The sequence below is a fragment of the Acidisphaera sp. S103 genome (assembly GCF_009765975.1).
Classification (GTDB): Bacteria; Pseudomonadota; Alphaproteobacteria; order Acetobacterales; family Acetobacteraceae; genus Rhodopila.
This window is the reverse complement of the sequence record NZ_LMUJ01000048.1, coordinates 185,400-201,167: the sequence shown is the minus strand read 5'-3', so window position 1 is coordinate 201,167 and position 15,768 is coordinate 185,400. Positions and strand designations below refer to the sequence as shown.

The 15,768-nt window shown below is 62.2% G+C and carries 13 protein-coding genes; 6 read left to right on the top strand and 7 right to left on the bottom strand.

Annotated features, from left to right (window positions below; all coding sequences use genetic code 11):
- Positions 1 to 138 precede the first annotated feature (138 nt).
- Entirely contained in the window at positions 139 to 1,041 is a 903-nt protein-coding gene (locus tag GSQ89_RS13455; RefSeq protein ID WP_216856150.1) for a YihY/virulence factor BrkB family protein, read from the top strand.
- A gap of 428 nt (positions 1,042 to 1,469) precedes the next feature.
- Here GSQ89_RS13455 and GSQ89_RS13450 read toward each other — a convergent pair whose 3' ends face one another.
- A complete protein-coding gene (locus GSQ89_RS13450) occupies positions 1,470 to 2,174 on the bottom strand; it encodes a PEP-CTERM sorting domain-containing protein (RefSeq protein ID WP_158925885.1) in 705 nt (234 codons plus the stop codon).
- 657 nt (positions 2,175 to 2,831) lie between these two features.
- Between GSQ89_RS13450 and GSQ89_RS13445 the strand changes: the two genes are divergently transcribed.
- The 4 genes from GSQ89_RS13445 (at position 2,832) to GSQ89_RS13430 (ending at position 7,957) form a co-directional block, all read left to right on the top strand.
- Positions 2,832 to 4,142, top strand: coding sequence for an autotransporter strand-loop-strand O-heptosyltransferase (locus tag GSQ89_RS13445; protein WP_158925883.1), 1,311 nt, complete (start codon positions 2,832 to 2,834; stop codon positions 4,140 to 4,142).
- Positions 4,143 to 4,154: 12 nt separating this feature from the next.
- The gene (locus tag GSQ89_RS13440; protein WP_158925881.1) at positions 4,155 to 5,699 is read left to right on the top strand and encodes a Hint domain-containing protein; all 1,545 of its coding nucleotides are present in this window, start codon (positions 4,155 to 4,157) and stop codon (positions 5,697 to 5,699) included.
- 121 nt (positions 5,700 to 5,820) lie between these two features.
- Positions 5,821 to 7,707, top strand: a complete 1,887-nt coding sequence (locus tag GSQ89_RS13435; RefSeq protein WP_158925879.1) for an HAD family hydrolase — start codon at positions 5,821 to 5,823, stop codon at positions 7,705 to 7,707.
- 4 nt (positions 7,708 to 7,711) lie between these two features.
- Entirely contained in the window at positions 7,712 to 7,957 is a 246-nt protein-coding gene (locus GSQ89_RS13430) for an acyl carrier protein (RefSeq protein WP_158925877.1), read from the top strand.
- 9 nt (positions 7,958 to 7,966) lie between these two features.
- Here the strand turns inward: GSQ89_RS13430 and GSQ89_RS13425 are convergent, their stop codons facing one another.
- The 4 genes from GSQ89_RS13425 to GSQ89_RS13410 all read right to left on the bottom strand — a co-directional run bounded on the left by GSQ89_RS13425 (position 7,967) and on the right by GSQ89_RS13410 (position 12,182).
- The gene (locus GSQ89_RS13425) at positions 7,967 to 9,142 is read right to left on the bottom strand and encodes an AI-2E family transporter (RefSeq protein ID WP_158925876.1); all 1,176 of its coding nucleotides are present in this window, start codon (positions 9,140 to 9,142) and stop codon (positions 7,967 to 7,969) included.
- Between the two features lie 148 nt (positions 9,143 to 9,290).
- On the bottom strand, positions 9,291 to 9,896 hold the full coding sequence (locus GSQ89_RS13420) for a DUF1194 domain-containing protein (RefSeq protein ID WP_158925874.1): 606 nt from the start codon (positions 9,894 to 9,896) through the stop codon (positions 9,291 to 9,293).
- A gap of 152 nt (positions 9,897 to 10,048) precedes the next feature.
- Positions 10,049 to 11,338: an MFS transporter gene (locus GSQ89_RS13415; protein ID WP_174254861.1), complete on the bottom strand. Its 1,290-nt coding sequence runs from the start codon at positions 11,336 to 11,338 to the stop codon at positions 10,049 to 10,051.
- 526 nt (positions 11,339 to 11,864) lie between these two features.
- Positions 11,865 to 12,182, bottom strand: coding sequence for a DUF1127 domain-containing protein (locus tag GSQ89_RS13410; RefSeq protein ID WP_216856149.1), 318 nt, complete (start codon positions 12,180 to 12,182; stop codon positions 11,865 to 11,867).
- Between the two features lie 193 nt (positions 12,183 to 12,375).
- Between GSQ89_RS13410 and GSQ89_RS13405 the strand changes: the two genes are divergently transcribed.
- Positions 12,376 to 14,145 (top strand): aminopeptidase P family protein, encoded by a 1,770-nt coding sequence (locus tag GSQ89_RS13405; protein WP_158925872.1) that lies wholly within the window; start codon positions 12,376 to 12,378, stop codon positions 14,143 to 14,145.
- Between the two features lie 131 nt (positions 14,146 to 14,276).
- On the opposite strand, the gene ada is transcribed toward GSQ89_RS13405, so the two are convergent.
- Entirely contained in the window at positions 14,277 to 15,353 is a 1,077-nt protein-coding gene (gene ada / locus GSQ89_RS13400; protein ID WP_158925870.1) for a bifunctional DNA-binding transcriptional regulator/O6-methylguanine-DNA methyltransferase Ada, read from the bottom strand.
- Positions 15,354 to 15,480: 127 nt separating this feature from the next.
- Positions 15,481 to 15,768, bottom strand: a 288-nt coding sequence (locus tag GSQ89_RS13395) for an OmpA family protein (RefSeq protein WP_158925868.1), incomplete at its 5' end; no start/stop codon positions are given.

Below are 15,768 nucleotides of genomic sequence, written 5' to 3'. Positions count from 1 at the left end.
CAAACGATTGCCAGAACGCTTGACGTCGTTGCGTAACCACAGAGGGCCAGAGGCACGTGCGTTGCTGCGTGAAGGCCATCTAAGACCCCCACCCCCCCCATGCAATAGCAAAATTGTGCGGGGGTTCAAAAAACCCGCGTGCCGCGCCACATGGTCAACAACATTATCGGCAGCGAGGACGACGTGGCATCGGAGATTACGCCAAGATCCGCCGTCCTAAGCTGGCGTGGCCTGTTCGGCCGCACCCTACGGGCAAGCACCACGGACCGGGTTTCGCTCGCGGCCGCTGGGTGCGCGTTTTTCGCCACATTGGCGCTGTTTCCCGCGATCAGCACGATGATCTCGGTGGGTGGCATGATTCTCGATCCCGTCACCGCCGAACGGCAGCTTTCGGTGTTATCCGGCCTGCTGCCGTCGCCGGCATTCGCCCTCATTGCGGATCGCGTCCATCAGCTTGTCAGTCAGAGCAACGGTAGTTTGAGCCTGCATCTGGTGGTCAGCTTCCTGCTGACGTTCTGGAGCAGCGCGACCAGCAGCAAATCGGTGCTCTCCGCCGTCAACGTCGCCTACGATGTGACCGAACAGCGACCGTTCCTGCTTTTCCAGTTCATCGGGCTGTCGATGACGCTGATCGCGGTATTGTGTGCGATACTGGCGATCGGCGTGCTGCTGCTTTTGCCACCAGCGATCGATTTCCTGGGATTGTCGGACCATGGCGGCGGCCTGATTCATGCGGCTGGGCTGGCGATGCTGATCGGCTTCTTCTTCGTCGCCATCATTCTGCTGTACCGCTTCGGCCCATCCCGGCCGAAACCGCGGCAGCCGAGACTGACGCCTGGAGCAACGCTCGCGACCGTGCTGTGGCTGATCGCTTCGGGCTTGCTGTCGCTCTATGTGTCGCGAATCGGCACGTTCGGCGCGACATACGGGTCGCTGGGGGCCGCAGTCGGGGTGATGCTGTGGTTTTATGTCTCAGCCTACACGGTGCTGCTGGGTGCGGAGCTCAACGCTCAGTTGGAAAAAGGGGACGCGGTCGAGTGACCGTCGCACCAGCGATCCGGCTCAGGCCGCCGCTGCAGGGGGAGGATGAGGCGGACGAAGCAGCGTCATCTCACCCGCCGCACCACCAGGAGTGGCCAATATCCACAAAATCACCACCAAGAATAGCAAGCCGCGTGGAGTGTTGATGTCTTTGCATTGTATTCAAGATTATTTGATAGCAACCTGGGCGCCAGCCTCGCCGCCGGTAAAGGGAAAAGCTGTCGATTCACCATTGACATCAGATCGTTTTCACCCCGCCTGGGAACGCGCGATTTCCCTTCTGTTGTCATGGTTCGGCTACCCGCCGCAGAACATGCTGAAAAGAAACAACCCAGGCACACCCACCCGACATAACCAAGCCGCCTAAACCAGGATTTCGGTTTAGGCGGTTTGCGTCGGCTCTACCGGTTACGCAAATCGGTTGGCGTTCAGCCCTTCTTCGCCTTGCGGCGGCGCACATAGCCGATCCCCGCGAGACCACAGCCAAGGATGGCAAGCGTCGCCGGTTCCGGCGCCGGAACATTCGCGGAGACGATCATCTGATACGCCCCGGAAGTGTCATCAAATTCGGCAAGAGCGTTATTGAAGTCCCATTGGCTCGCCATTCCAGGCCCGTCGATAGAACTGGTGAGATTCCATTCCACCGACGAAGTACCGCTAGCAACGAGGCCAATCCAATATTCGTTGTCGCTGGTTTTGCTAGTCACCGATGCAAGCTCTGCCGGCGTTATCGTTAGCGCCACCAGGCTCGGGCCGGTGCCGGATATATCCAAGCTGGAGTCGAGGATTGTCCCAACCAGCACCGCATTGGCGAAATTCGTACCCGAACCGTTGAGCATGGGAGCCCCCGCCATGTTTGCACCACCCGACCCGTCATCAGGAACCAAGTAAACCATGGTGGATCCGCCGTCCGTGGGGCTGTCAGCGGTCAAGGCCAATGTGACCGAGTTAAAATTGGGCGTACCTGGAACGTTGAACGATGCCGCCATTATATTCACACCATCTCCTACCGGACCGTCAGCGTTTCCACTGAACGTCGCCGGGGAGTTGATCGTATTGAAGTATGTCGTCGCGTTCGCGACGTTAGCCGTCAGCATCGCCAGAGCGCTAAAAACGAGGATGCGGGGTATCATTGCGTCTGCCTCTTGCCATCGTGTCAATCAGCATGGTTATAAGCAAATCACATGCCATCAAATATAGATGATATATTCCAACATGTTATGCGTTTTCAGCCAAAGCGTGGCGACCGAAGTGTAAAGAACGCCGACATCCCGGCCGCGAGGAATTCAAAATCCGCCGCCCCGTCTCTGACATCGACCATCGACCGAAAAATCGGATGCGGACCGCTTCATGCCGAACCGGCGCGCGGTTAACCCCGTCGAACCGGACGGTATCGCATACAACCATACATCTAGCTCGGCGAAACCGAGCGGAATGATGAATTATGAGGGACCGTTATGGATTTTTACCATCATTCTCTTGTATCGGATCGCGGACCAATGTAGCTTAAAGATACGTATTCGTACTCGTTGGCTCGGTCTTCTCGGAGAAACTCTCGTTACATGACTGCCAGTAACCACTTCGCAACCAGCGGTTATAAATTGGCACGACGAGGACTAGTCGACGTCCGGCCGGTCTTCGTTGCGCGGGATATATGATCTCTGTGAGTGATATGATGGCAATGATTTCTCTCGGTCGGACAGCCTGATGCTCGTAGTCATGCCCCCTGCTGTCGATTATGGCGCGGCGTCCGGGTACCCTGCCGCACCCGGACACGGGTAAGCGCGCGCATGCTGGACACCACTACCGATCTCGATCCGGATACCGCGGCTTCACCGGATGCAACGGTGCCCCCGGCTTCGGTCGTTGCGGTCGATGCGAAATCGTCAAAGCCCAATTATCCGCCACCGGCGACCGAACCCACGCAGAATGCCGATCGCGAAATCCGCTTCGACTTCAATCATGGGGCACGTGTCCGCCTGCCGGTCAGGACCGAAGGAAAGTGGCGCGTTCAGTTGCGCGACCTTGATACCGGCAACATTCTTTTCCAGTCGGAAAACAAAGGGGCCTTCGTCCGCTCCTCCAAGCACTGGTTCGTCCGTTTCAGCGTCGATGTCTGGGATGTGGACGACGACGGCGTCGCGACCGAGGTCCTGACCCACGAATACGACGCACGCGACCGTGCGGTGCTGATCAATTTCCCGCTCGGCACGCTGGGCGACACCCTGGCCTGGTTCCCGTATGCCGCCCGTTTCGGGCAGGTTCGCGGCTGCCGCGTGACCTGCGCGATGTCGCCGCTGATCATTCCGCTACTGCGTGACGCCCATCCCGATATTCGTTTCGTCAGTCATGAGGGGGCGATCGAGCAGGATCTGGCGGCAACGGCTTACGCGACCTACTGCCTGGGGCTGTTCTTCGACGACGCGGACTGCATTTTCCAGCCGACGGATTTTCGGCACGTCGGGCTGCACCGCACCGCCGCCTATATCCTTGGCGTGGACCCAGCCGAGGAAGCACCCAGGCTGGTGCTGCCCGACGAAACCCGGCCGATCGACGAGCCTTATGTGTGCATCGGCATACAAAGTTCGACCCAGGCAAAATACTGGAACAACCCTGACGGCTGGCGCGGCGTCGTCAAGTTCCTGAAATCCATCGGATACCGGGTCATATGCATCGACCAGAAGTCGGTGAATGGCCGGGGCTTCGTGTGGAACCATATCCCCCACGGCGTCGAGGACGAAACCGGCGACCGTCCGCTGACGGAACGCGCACGCTGGCTGCGGCACGCCGCGGCCTTTATCGGACTCAGCAGCGGGCTATCGTGGCTGGCCTGGGCGGCCGGCACGGCGGTGGTGATGATCAGTGGCTTCACCCATCCGACGAACGAGTTCGGAACACCTTACCGCGTGATCAACTGGCACACCTGCAATTCGTGCTGGAATGATGTGCGGCTGCGCTTCGACCATAGGGACTTTCTGTGGTGCCCGCGCCACGCCGGCACTGACCGGCAGTTCGAATGCACGAGATTGATCACCGCCGATCAGGTGATTGAGATACTGAAACGCGTAACCTCACTTCCCACTATCCAACCCGCTGTCTAAGGAAAACGAGCAATGGCCAATAATATTACTGTCTCCTCCGGCTTTACACTCGTCAGCAGTGGGGGTTTTGAACTCCTCAGCAGCGGTGGCGTCCAGGTTTCGAGCTTCACGCCCACTGTCAGCGACGTTATCAGCGTCCAGAACGGCGGCGTCGCCGACAATGTGACGGTCGGTGCCGGTGGTGTTGAGAGTGTTGCCGGCGGCGGCGCCGCGAATGGCACCACGGTATCCGCGGGCGGCGTGTTCTCAGCGGTGTCGGGCTCCATCGTGAGTGGGCTGACGGTGTTGAATGGCGGCGAGGTGGTTGAATTCAATGCCGGCACCGATATCACCAACCCAGTAACGGTGATGTCCGGTGGTTTGATCGAATTTGGCTTCGTCGGCTCCGCCGCCGCCGACACCGTGACCCTGAACGGTGACATCCTGACCGCGACTAACGGTGCACGCAGCGAAAGTATCACGCTCGCCGGTCCCTATACTTTCCAGCAGGTCACCGGCACCAAGGTGACCGTGGAGATCACCTGCTTCGGCGGTGGCACCGAGATCCTTACGGAACGCGGCCGGGCACCCGTCGAGTCGATCAAGGCCGATGACCAGGTTGTCGTCCGCCGCGACGGCCAGGATGTGCTGGAGCCGGTGATCTGGGTCGGAAAAACGAAGATCGACCTGTCCCAGCATGCCCACCCGGAGCTCGCGGCACCGATCCGGATCAAGTCCGGCGCCCTGGCCGACAACACGCCAACCCGTGACCTGGTCGTGTCGCCGGAACATTGCCTGATCCTCAGCGGACGCTGCGTGCCAGCCAAGCTTCTGGTCAACGGCGGCTCCATCGCCCGGGAATATCGCACCACTCCGTTCGAATACTACCACATTGAACTCGCGAACCACGGCATCCTGATCGCCGAGGGCGCCGAAGCCGAAAGCTACCTCGACACCGGCAATCGTGCGATGTTCGACAACGCCGAAACCCCGCGCATGCTGCACCCGGCATTTGAGGTGAACCCGACCTCGGAACGCTGGATGACCGACGCCTGTGCGCCGCTCGCCTCCATCAAGGAGGAAGTGGCACCGATCTGGCAGATGCTGGCGGACCGTTCGGCCTCGCTGGGTTACGCGGTGCCGACCCCGGTCACGGTGGAAGGCCCGGACCTGCATATCCTGGCGGACGGCCAGCGCATCGATCCGGTATCGGATCGCGACTCCCGCTACGTGTTTACCATCCCTGCCGATGTTAAGACCGTCTCCCTGGCGTCGCGGTTCTGCATTCCGGCTGACAAGATGGTGTCCAGCGTTCGTGACACACGGCGCCTGGGCGTCAGCGTCAACTGGATTGCCATCCGGTCGGGCGATGCCGAAACGATCCTGTCGGCCGACCATCCCGCGCTTCAAGGCGGCTGGAACGACGCCGAACAAAGCGGTGCCACGATGTGGCGCTGGACGGATGGTTCGGCCACGATCCCGTGGGACAACGTCAACGGTGCAGCGGTCCTGACGATCCGCTGCACACCGATTGATCAGTATCCGGTTTATGACGAGAAGCTCGCCCTGGTCGCCTGATCCACGGCCTGACTATCGCCTTTCCCGAGACGCCAGGACCGCTCCACGGTCCTGGCGTTTTTCGTTGAAGGCACCACTTCCCCGATGATAACCAGATGCCGCGACGCACAAGAGAGCACCCATGACCGATCTCCATTGGCTGCCGACGATCCCTGACTGGCGTCAACGACTTCGCGCACTACCCGACGATCCGGCAACCGCCTGGGACAACGCCATTGCGCTGGCGAATGCCAGGCTGAACTTCGTCCTGACCAATGCGCTGGACGAAATCATCCACCGCATCCTGCCCGCCGGCCCGGAGACACTTCCTACGAAGAAGGTACGGCTTGCCGTCCTGGGGTCGTCGACGCTGACCCATCTGCTGCCCGGCATCCGTGCCGCCGGCCTGCGCCGCGGCATCTGGATTGACACCTACGAAAATGACTACGGCCAGTACCTGCAGGAACTGTCTGAAACCGACTCCCCGCTGCACGACTTCAAGCCGACCGCGATCCTGATCGCCCTGGACGCCTACCATCTGACCGCCGGCGTCACCGCCGGCATGGATGCCGACACCGCTGAAGCAGCCCTGACCGAGAAACTGGACAGCATCAAGGAAGTCTGGCGCCTTGCCCGTGACGCCTTCCGCTGCCCGATCATTCAGCAGGCGGCACTTCCCGTGCATCTGCCCACACTCGGCAACAACGAACACCGTCTGCCCGGCTCCCGAGCCTGGTTCGTGAGCCGGCTGAACGCCGCGATTCGCGCAATGGCGGAACAGGATGGCGTGGATATCCTCGCCATCGACGACCGCGCCGCCCGCGACGGTATCGGCAAGTGGCACGACACCGCCCTGTGGCACCGCTCCAAGCAGGAGGTCTCGCCTACCGCCAGCCCGCTCTACGGCGACCTGGTGGGTCGCTGGCTGGCAGCGAAGCAGGGCCGCTCCTTCAAATGCTTGGTGCTGGACCTCGACAACACCGTCTGGGGCGGAGTCATCGGCGACGATGGCATGGAAGGCATCGCGTTGGGTCAGGGCAGCCCGCTCGGGGAAGCCTACACCGCATTCCAGGAATATGCCCGCGAGCTTAGCCGCCGCGGCGTGATCCTGGCGGTATGCTCCAAGAACGATGAGGCCAACGCTCTGGAACCGTTCGAGAAGCATCCGGACATGGTGTTGAAGCGCGGCGACATCGCCAGCTTCGTCGCCAACTGGCAGAACAAGGCCGACAACATCCGCGCCATCGCGGAGGAACTGAACATCGGGCTCGATGCCCTGTGCTTCATCGACGACAACCCGTTCGAGCGGAACCTGGTGCGCCAGGAACTGCCGATGGTGGCGGTGCCGGAGGTGTCGGACGATCCGACCGGCTATCCGGTGGCGCTCGCCGACGGTGGTTACTTCGAAGGCCTGTCGGTGACCGATGAGGACCGGGAACGCACCTCCCTGTATCAAGGCAACAAGGCGCGCGATGCCCTGAAAGCCGCGGTGACCGACCTGCCGTCCTATCTGCGTGGGCTGGAGATGCAGTTGATCTGGAAGCGGTTCGACCGGATCGGCATGCAGCGGATCGTGCAGCTCATCAACAAGTCCAACCAGTTCAACCTGACGACGCGGCGCTACACCGACGAGGACATCATCGCCGTGATGGCCGATCCGGACGCCTTCGGGCTGCAACTTCGCCTGACCGACCGGTTCGGGGACAACGGCATCATCGCCATCATCATCGGCCGCTTGCAGGACAACAAAGACCTGTATGTCGACACCTGGCTCATGAGCTGCCGCGTCCTCGGCCGGCAGGTGGAACCCACGACACTGAACCTGATCGCCCAGGAAGCCGCGAAGCTGGGCGCTCGGCGGGTGGTCGGCGAGTACATCCCCACCAAAAAGAACGCCATGGTCAAGGAGCACTATGCCCGGCTCGGCTTTACCGTTATGGAAACCACCGAAGCGGGCGGCAACCGCAACATCCTGGATCTGGCGGCGTTCACCCCCGCCGAAACGTTCATTCATGTAGTCGAGGGCTAAGCTGATGCCGACGGAAGTCGAAATCTACGGCGATCTGACCGAGATTTTCCACGACGTGTTCATGCGTGACGACATCAAGCTGTCGCCTGAACTGACCGCGAAGGGGGTTCAGGGCTGGGACAGCTTCAAGCAGATCGAGATCATCATGGCATGCGAAGAGAAGTGGGGGATCAAGTTCAATACCCGCGAACTCGACGCGCTGCGCTGCGTCGGCGATCTGGCGACCATGGTGGAGAAGAAGGCCGGATAGCCCGGCATACTAACCCTCCAGCAGATGCCCAAACGCCCGTAACGGCCGCAGGTCGTCGCAGATGATCTTGGTGATTGCCAACAATGGCACCGCCAGGATCGCGCCCGCAACGCCCCACATCCAGTACCAGAAGATCAGTGCCAGGATCAGCGCGACCGGGTTGATGGTGAACCGCCGAGCCAGCAGCATCGGCGTGGCGAACTCACCTTCCAAGACATGGATGCCGAAATACAGCCCAACAGGCAGCAACGCCCACCATATGACGCCGAGGGACAACACGCTCACCATCAGGAAGACGACCAGGCCGACCATTGCCCCCAGGATCGGCACGAAGTTCAGCACAAAGGCAACCGCGCCCCACAGCACGGGATTGGCCACACCACAGGCCCACATCACGCATCCGGTGGCGACCCCGACGATCGCATTGATGCAGGAAACGGTCAGCAGGTACAGCGACACGTCATGCTCGATGTGCAGCGACAACTCGACCGCCTGGCGCTTGTCCTTGAAGCGCGGCAGAATTTCGACCATGCGGCGCAGGAAGGTTTCCCCGGACACCAGCAGGTAGAACAGGATCAGCAGCGTGGTGAGCACACCGGAGGTCGCGGTGGCCGACCCGGACAACACCGCGCCCACCAGGGTGAACGGTCGCACCCCTGGACCCGGCGATGATGACCCGGGCTCGCCAGCCAGGCTTTCGACTTGCTTCATCATGCCCTGGACGGCGTCGATGGGATCCTGCAGGAAACTAAGACCGGCCTTCAGTTTCGGAATCGCCTCCGGCAGCTTGCCCGCCCAGTCGGCCGCCGGGCCGGCGAGCATGCTGATCGTGCCACCGAACGCCAGCAACACCAGCAACACCGACAAAACAGCACCGATGGTGCGCGGAATGTGGAAGTCCTCCAACAGCCGGACGAGCGGTTGCAGCAGCAGCTTCAGGATGATGGCAAGGACCAGCGGCAGCACGATTTCCGACGCCACATACAAGACGGCCATGCAGGCGATGACGAACAAACCGCCCAAAAAGAACGTCTTCGGGTCGGTGGGAAGCGGCATGTCATCGGCTTCGTCGGCCGCGGCTCGGAAGGTCTTCTTCTCGGTTACCGATCCGATGGTTTGTCCACGGGTGACGTCGCCCTCGGTTTCGGTCACCGCGACGAATTCCTGGCGCACCTCCCTGGCCACGAGGCGATCGTCGTTGGATTCTGTTGGTTGGTCGGTCAGACGATCGATTCCTTGATTTCGCGCGCCACAGTCAGCCGCGCCGCGTCATTAAAACGCTGCCTGGCACGAAAACGGCGAGACGTGCCGATCACCTCTTCGGCATGGGCCGTCAGACAATCGGCCCCTTGATCTCACGCGTCAGTTTCTGCCGCATTGCCTCGGTAAAATCCTTGTAGTCGCGGCATGTCACCGCAAAAGCGCCAGGCCCGCCAATCACCTCATCGGTATAGGACGCCAGCAGGTCTGGTTCCTCGTGCAAAATACATAGGCCGTTGATGGTGATATCGGCCGCCGCCATGCGGTCGCGGATCGGGCCGGGGGCGATTCCATCGTTGGAGCGGCCATCGCCGATGACGTTCACGATGTTGCGCTTGGGAACCGTCGGAACCTGCGCCAGAAGCGTCAATGCCGCCAGCAGTGCCTCGCCGATGGCGGTGCTGCCGGCCTTGACCGTGCGCGGCATGTTCTCGACGCCGTCGGCGAACGCCGTCAAATCGGCGGCCGTGGCGATCGACGTCCAGCCCGTGATGATGTCCTGCTGCCCGGTGCCGGACCACAACAACAGCGACAGGGCACTGTTCCCGGTCAGGCCGGCGGCAACCGTCGGATCGCGCAGGGCGGCGGCCATCCCGCCGGCGATCAGGCCAAACTCGTCATAGGTCACACTGGCCGACCCATCCACCGCCAACACCATCGCCAGTTCGGCATGATCCATCGTGCTACTCCCTGGTATCGTGCCCCGCGCGTAAAGCGGGATCGGGACTTTGCCCCGAACCCCACCAAGGAGCACTGCTCCCTGGAACCTGATCATTGGGGAATGGGATCAAAGGGCCAATGGCCCTTTGCGGGTTCGGGCAGAGCCCGATCTCACCTTACCTTGCGCGGCTCGATATTCGGCAGCAGCGCCGTGAGCAAGCCGATCAGCGGCAGGAAGGAGCAGACGCGATAGACGGTTTCAATGCCCGTCACGTCGGCGATTTGTCCCAGCGCCGCCGCACCCAGGCCGCCCAAGCCAAAGGACAGTCCGAACATCATGCCCGCCACCAGGCCAATCCGGCCCGGCAGCAGTTCCTGCGCATAGACGATGATGGCGGAGAAAGCCGAAGCCAGGATCAGGCCGATCACCACGCTCAGGACACCGGTCCACACCAGGCTGGCATAGGGCAACAACAGCGCGAACGGGAAGGCGCCCAGGATAGAGAACCAGATCACCGGTTTGCGGCCGACCCGATCGCCGATCGGCCCGCCGGCGAACGTGCCGACCGCCACAGCGCCCAGGAAGCCGAACAGCATGTATTGCGCATGCGGCACTGACAGATGGAACTTCTGGATCAGATAGAACGTGTAGTACGAGCTCAGGCTGGACGTGTAGACGTTCTTTGAAAACAGCAGCACCATGATGACCGTCAGCGCCCCGATCACCTTCCCACGTGACAGGGGTGACGCCAAAGCCACGACGGGTGTGCGGCGCCCCCTACGAGCCAGCATGGCCGGGTGGCGGGAATACCAGGCACCGACATAGGTCAGCACCATGATCGCCAGCAGGGCCGCGACGGAGAACCAGGCGATGCTGCCTTGGCCTCGGGGCACCACGATAAACGCGGCGAGCAGCGGGCCGATCGCCGATCCGCTGCTGCCACCAAGCTGGAACAGCGATTGCGCGAAGCCGTAGCGGCCACCGGACGCCATCCGCGCCACGCGCGACGACTCCGGGTGGAACACCGACGATCCAAGACCCACCATCGCCGCAGCGATCAAGATCATGTGATAGCTGCCGGCGACCGACAGCATCATCAGGCCGACGAGGCTGCATCCCATCGCGATGGGCAAGGAGTACGGCATCGGTTTTTTGTCGGTCACCATGCCGACAACCGGTTGGAGCAGTGAAGCCGTCATCTGGAACGCCAAGGTGATCAGTCCGATCTGGCCGAAATCGAGATGGTAGGATTGCTTGAGGATCGGGTAGATCGCCGGAACCAGCGACTGATTCATATCATTGAAAAAGTGGCACAAGCTCAGCGACACCAGGATCGCGAAGGTTGTGCTGGCCTCGCTGCCCACTGCTTGTGTCTTCGGCCCAAGCGGTTCGGCGAACGACTCCCCGCGTATGCGAGCGCCCGGAGCCAGTGGTATGGAGGCGGCGGTATTCTCGCTCACGGTGCGTCCCTCGGTGCGTTTATGCGTTGATCCGCATTATACCGAAATGAGAGCGCCTGCACCTATGCGCTCGCCGGGATGCAGCCATCTTGCTCCTGGCAAGGCAGGAGAAAAACCAGCTAAAAATTGCCGCATTCAGAGCGTTAAGTACACTGCATCACGTCGTAACACGTAATGTTTTAACGTAGAATGATTGCTGGAGGTCGATATGCCTATATCCCGGAAGGAAACGCGCGGCAGTCGAGCATTCGCGTTCCCATTGTTCGGGATCATGTTCCTGCTGGCGTGTTATTGGGTTTTAGAAGACTGGCAGGACATGCCGACAATGATCAGTAGTGCGCTCGCCGCAGTGCATTGGCCCAATTGATCGAGGCGGCTGACTGACGTAGCCAGGTTCCCTGGCAGCGAACCGTTTGCCCCACGTTTGTCGTCAACGTGACGCCAGTGCTGGGCAACCCCTCCGCCGTCACCGGGATCGAGACCCGCCGTGGCGGAGGAAGAAGCGCCTATACAGAAAGCCTTACGCTCAGATCATCAGGCCGCGCTGCCGCAGGTCTTCGTTGTAGGCAGGGTTGAACACGCGGCCCAAATCAGCACGGCCCAGGCCGATATCCATCAGTTCGCGGTCCGACATGGCGGACAGTTCGGCAGCGGCCTGACTGTCGCGGCGCCATGCCACGAATGCGGCGACCTGATGGGACAACCAAGCGGCAAGACCACCCTTGCGCACCAGCTTCGGCGTCGCGGCGGCCGCGCGAAGGCTCGGCTCTTCCCACTTGGCGTCGATATAGCTCATGCTGGGCAGTTCAAAGGTGAATTGGGAATCGGCGGTGTGAACGCTCATGACACATATCCATACAAGCCCAGGTGCTACGCGACGTCGGGGTGGCGGGGCGCCCCCGGGCTTTGATGCACTGCAACATAAGGCGGATCGCGGCGCATTCAAACGCCAAACCAGCCCAAGTGCCATGCATTGAGCGCATGGATACCAACCAAGCCATGCCCGCCCGAGTACCATCGTCTGTGAGAGGTGGAAAATGAGTGTTCCCGCATTATCGGCGCTCCGGCAGGAACTGGCGCGGCAGCGTCTGGATGGGTTCATCGTCCCTCGGGCGGATGAGCATCTCGGCGAGTATGTCCCTGCCGCCGCCGAACGCCTGGCCTGGCTGAGCGGCTTCACCGGCAGTGCCGGGCTGGCGATCGTGCTAGCCGAAACCGCCGCTGTCTTCACCGACGGCCGCTACGTCCTGCAACTCGCCGAACAGACCGATTCGGAGGCGTGGCAAAGGCTGCATATCACGGAGGAGCCACCGCCCACCTGGCTGGCCCAGCATGCACCGAAGAAGGCCCGTATCGGCTACGATCCGCTGCTGATCAGTGAGGAGGGCCTGGCCCGGTACACCGGCGCCGAACTGGACATGGTGGCGGTGGAGCGCAACCCCATCGATGCGGTCTGGACCGACCGGCCGGCGCCGCCGACCGTCCCTGCCCTGCCTCATCCCCTGGCGTATGCGGGCCGCACGTCGGAAGACAAGCGCGCCGATGTGGCGAAGCTGCTGCGGGACGCAAAGCAGGACGCGGCGGTGCTGACCGATCCGGCCTCGATCGCCTGGCTGCTGAACATTCGCGGCGGCGACGTGCCGTTCACCCCCTTCGCGCTCGGTTTCGCCCTGGTGCACGCCGATGGCGCGACGGATTTGTTCATGGCGCCGGAAAAGCTGCCGGCGGCGACGCGGGCCTGGCTGGGCAACACCGTCTCGGTCGCGGACCGGCACGCCATTGGTTCGGCGTTGGACAAGCTGGCGGGCAAGACCGTGCGGGTCGATGCATCAGGCTCCCCCGTCTGGTTCGCGCAGCGGCTGCTGAAGGCCGGCGCAGTGGTGTCGTCCGCCAGCGATCCCTGCTTGCTGCCGAAGGCCTGCAAGAACGCCACCGAACAGCAAGGAACCAGGGACGCGCATCTGCGAGACGCGGTGGCGGTGTGCCGTTTCCTGCACTGGCTGTCGATCACCGCCCCAACCGGGCAGGAGACCGAAATGTCAGCCGCCGCGGCGTTGCTGGCGTTCCGGCGGAAGGTGGACGGGTTCCGCGGCGAGAGCTTCCCGGCGATTTCCGGCGCCGGTGAGCATGGCGCGATCATCCATTACAGGGTGACCGATGACTCAAACCGAGCGATCAGGCCGGATGAGGTGTATCTGATCGACTCCGGCGCACAGTACCCGGACGGAACGACCGACATTACGCGAACACTGTGGACAGGCCCTGGCGATCCGCCGGAGACGGTGCGCGACCGCGTGACACGGGTGATGCAGGGACATATCGCTATCGCGACGGCGGTGTTTCCGAAGGGCGTCGGCGGTGCCCATCTGGATGCGTTCGCCCGCCGGGCGCTGTGGCAGGCAGGCCTGGACTACGACCACGGCACCGGTCATGGCGTGGGTAGCTACCTGTCCGTGCATGAAGGCCCGGTCAGCATCTCCCGGCTGGCTCGGCCGGTGCCGATCGACACCGGCATGATCCTGTCGAACGAACCGGGTTTCTACCTGCCGGACCATTACGGGATCCGGCTGGAGAATTTGTTACTTGTTCAGACCGCTGATATTCCCGGCGCACAAAAGCCGTTTCTTGATTTCGAGACCTTGACGTTGGCCCCATTCGACCGGCGGCTACTGCAACCGGCGCTGATGACGGCACAGGAACGTGCCTGGCTCGACGCCTATCATGCCCGCGTTCTGCGAGCGGTGGGGCCGCTGCTGGGCGAAGCCGAACAAGCGTGGCTGGCTGCTGCTTGCGCACCGTTGGGTTGATGGTGGACACCTCACGATCGGCGAGGCGCACGGGCGCCGCGGGGTTAGAGCATGTTTGAGCTCTTTGTCTTCAGTGGCCTGCCGATCCCAGAAATCCGTCGCAGAATGCGACGAACTTCTGGGGCAGGACACTAGCCACCGACCGCGGTCGCCAGCGCCCGTTCCTGCTCCAGCAGCGCTTTCTTCCGCGGCACCCCCCAGCGGTAGCCTGTCAGCCCACCATCACTGCCGATCACCCGATGACACGGAACCGCCAGCGACACCGGGTTGGTCGCGCAGGACCGCGCCACCGCCCTGATCGCCCTCGGATTTCCCGCCATCTCGGCAAGCTGAGCGTATGTGCGGGTCTCACCGACCGGTATCGAGCACAGCGTCCGCCAAACCCGCTGCTGGAATGCCGTGCCCCTCAGGTCCAGCGGCAAATCCAACGCTTGTTTCGGTTCCCGCAGAAAATCCACCACCGCCCGAACGGTCGCTGCCAATCCGGCGTCGTCGGTGGCGATCGTCGCCTTCGGGAAACGCCGTCGCAGGTCGCCCATCAGCGCCTCCTCCGGTTCGGCGAAACCGATGAAGCACACACCCTTTTCGGTGGCCCCCACCAGCAACCGGCCAAACGGGCAATCGGCAAAAGCGGTACGGATATGCTCCCCTACCCCGCCCCGCCGCGCCGCCCCGGGGGTCATCCCGAGGAGAGTCGCGGTCTTCTCGTACACACGGCTTTCCGATCCAAAGCCGGCTTCGGCCACCGCGTCGACCACTCGCCCCCCATCCGCCAGCGCATCGTGCAACCGTCGCGCCCGTACCGCCTCGGCATACCCGCGTGGTGTCAGGCCGGTGTGGTCGCGGAACATCCGCAAAAAGTGGAAGCGCGAATAGCCGGAGCGTTTTGCCAGGGTGTCCAGCGGCGGGATTTCCTCGCTGGACTCAATGAAGTCGCTGGCGTCGCGGACCACCGCCTGGGCGATACGAGCACGCTCACCTTTCGGGTCGCAGCGCTTGCAGGCGCGGAAACCGGCGGCTTCGGCCTCTGATGGCGACTGGAAGAACCGAACGTTCTTCCGCAGCGGCCGCGGCGACGGACATGCCGGACGGCAAAAAACGCCCATCGTGGTCACCGCATACAGAAAATCGGCGCCGGCGTGGCGATTGAGGACCTGATCCCAGAGATGCTCTTCCGAAACCCGGTCGATGATGTGTATGTCTTGCATGGTCGGTAATTTGGTCCCGCGGTCACCCTACCGCCATCCGGGGATTGCGGCGACTCAAAGACCCGGGACACGAAAAAGGCCGGGGAACATGCTCCCGGCCCTTCTCGTCACGCCGTTTCAGGGAAAATCAGCGAATGATGATCTCCACACGCCGATTCTGCGGCTCCCGCACGCCCGGGCCGGTGGACACCAGCAGGTGGGTTTCGCCAAAGCCCTGGATGCTGATGACATTCTTCGGAACGCCATCAGTCACCAGTTCGGCCGCCACGGCCTGGGCACGCCGGATCGACAGGCCCTGGTTGTAGGATGGCGTGCCAGAGGTATCGGTGTAGCCGTTGACCTCGATCCGTGTGACCTGAACACGGGTGGAGTTATCCGCCGCTTCCTTGACGATCGACCGTGCGCGGGCGGTCAG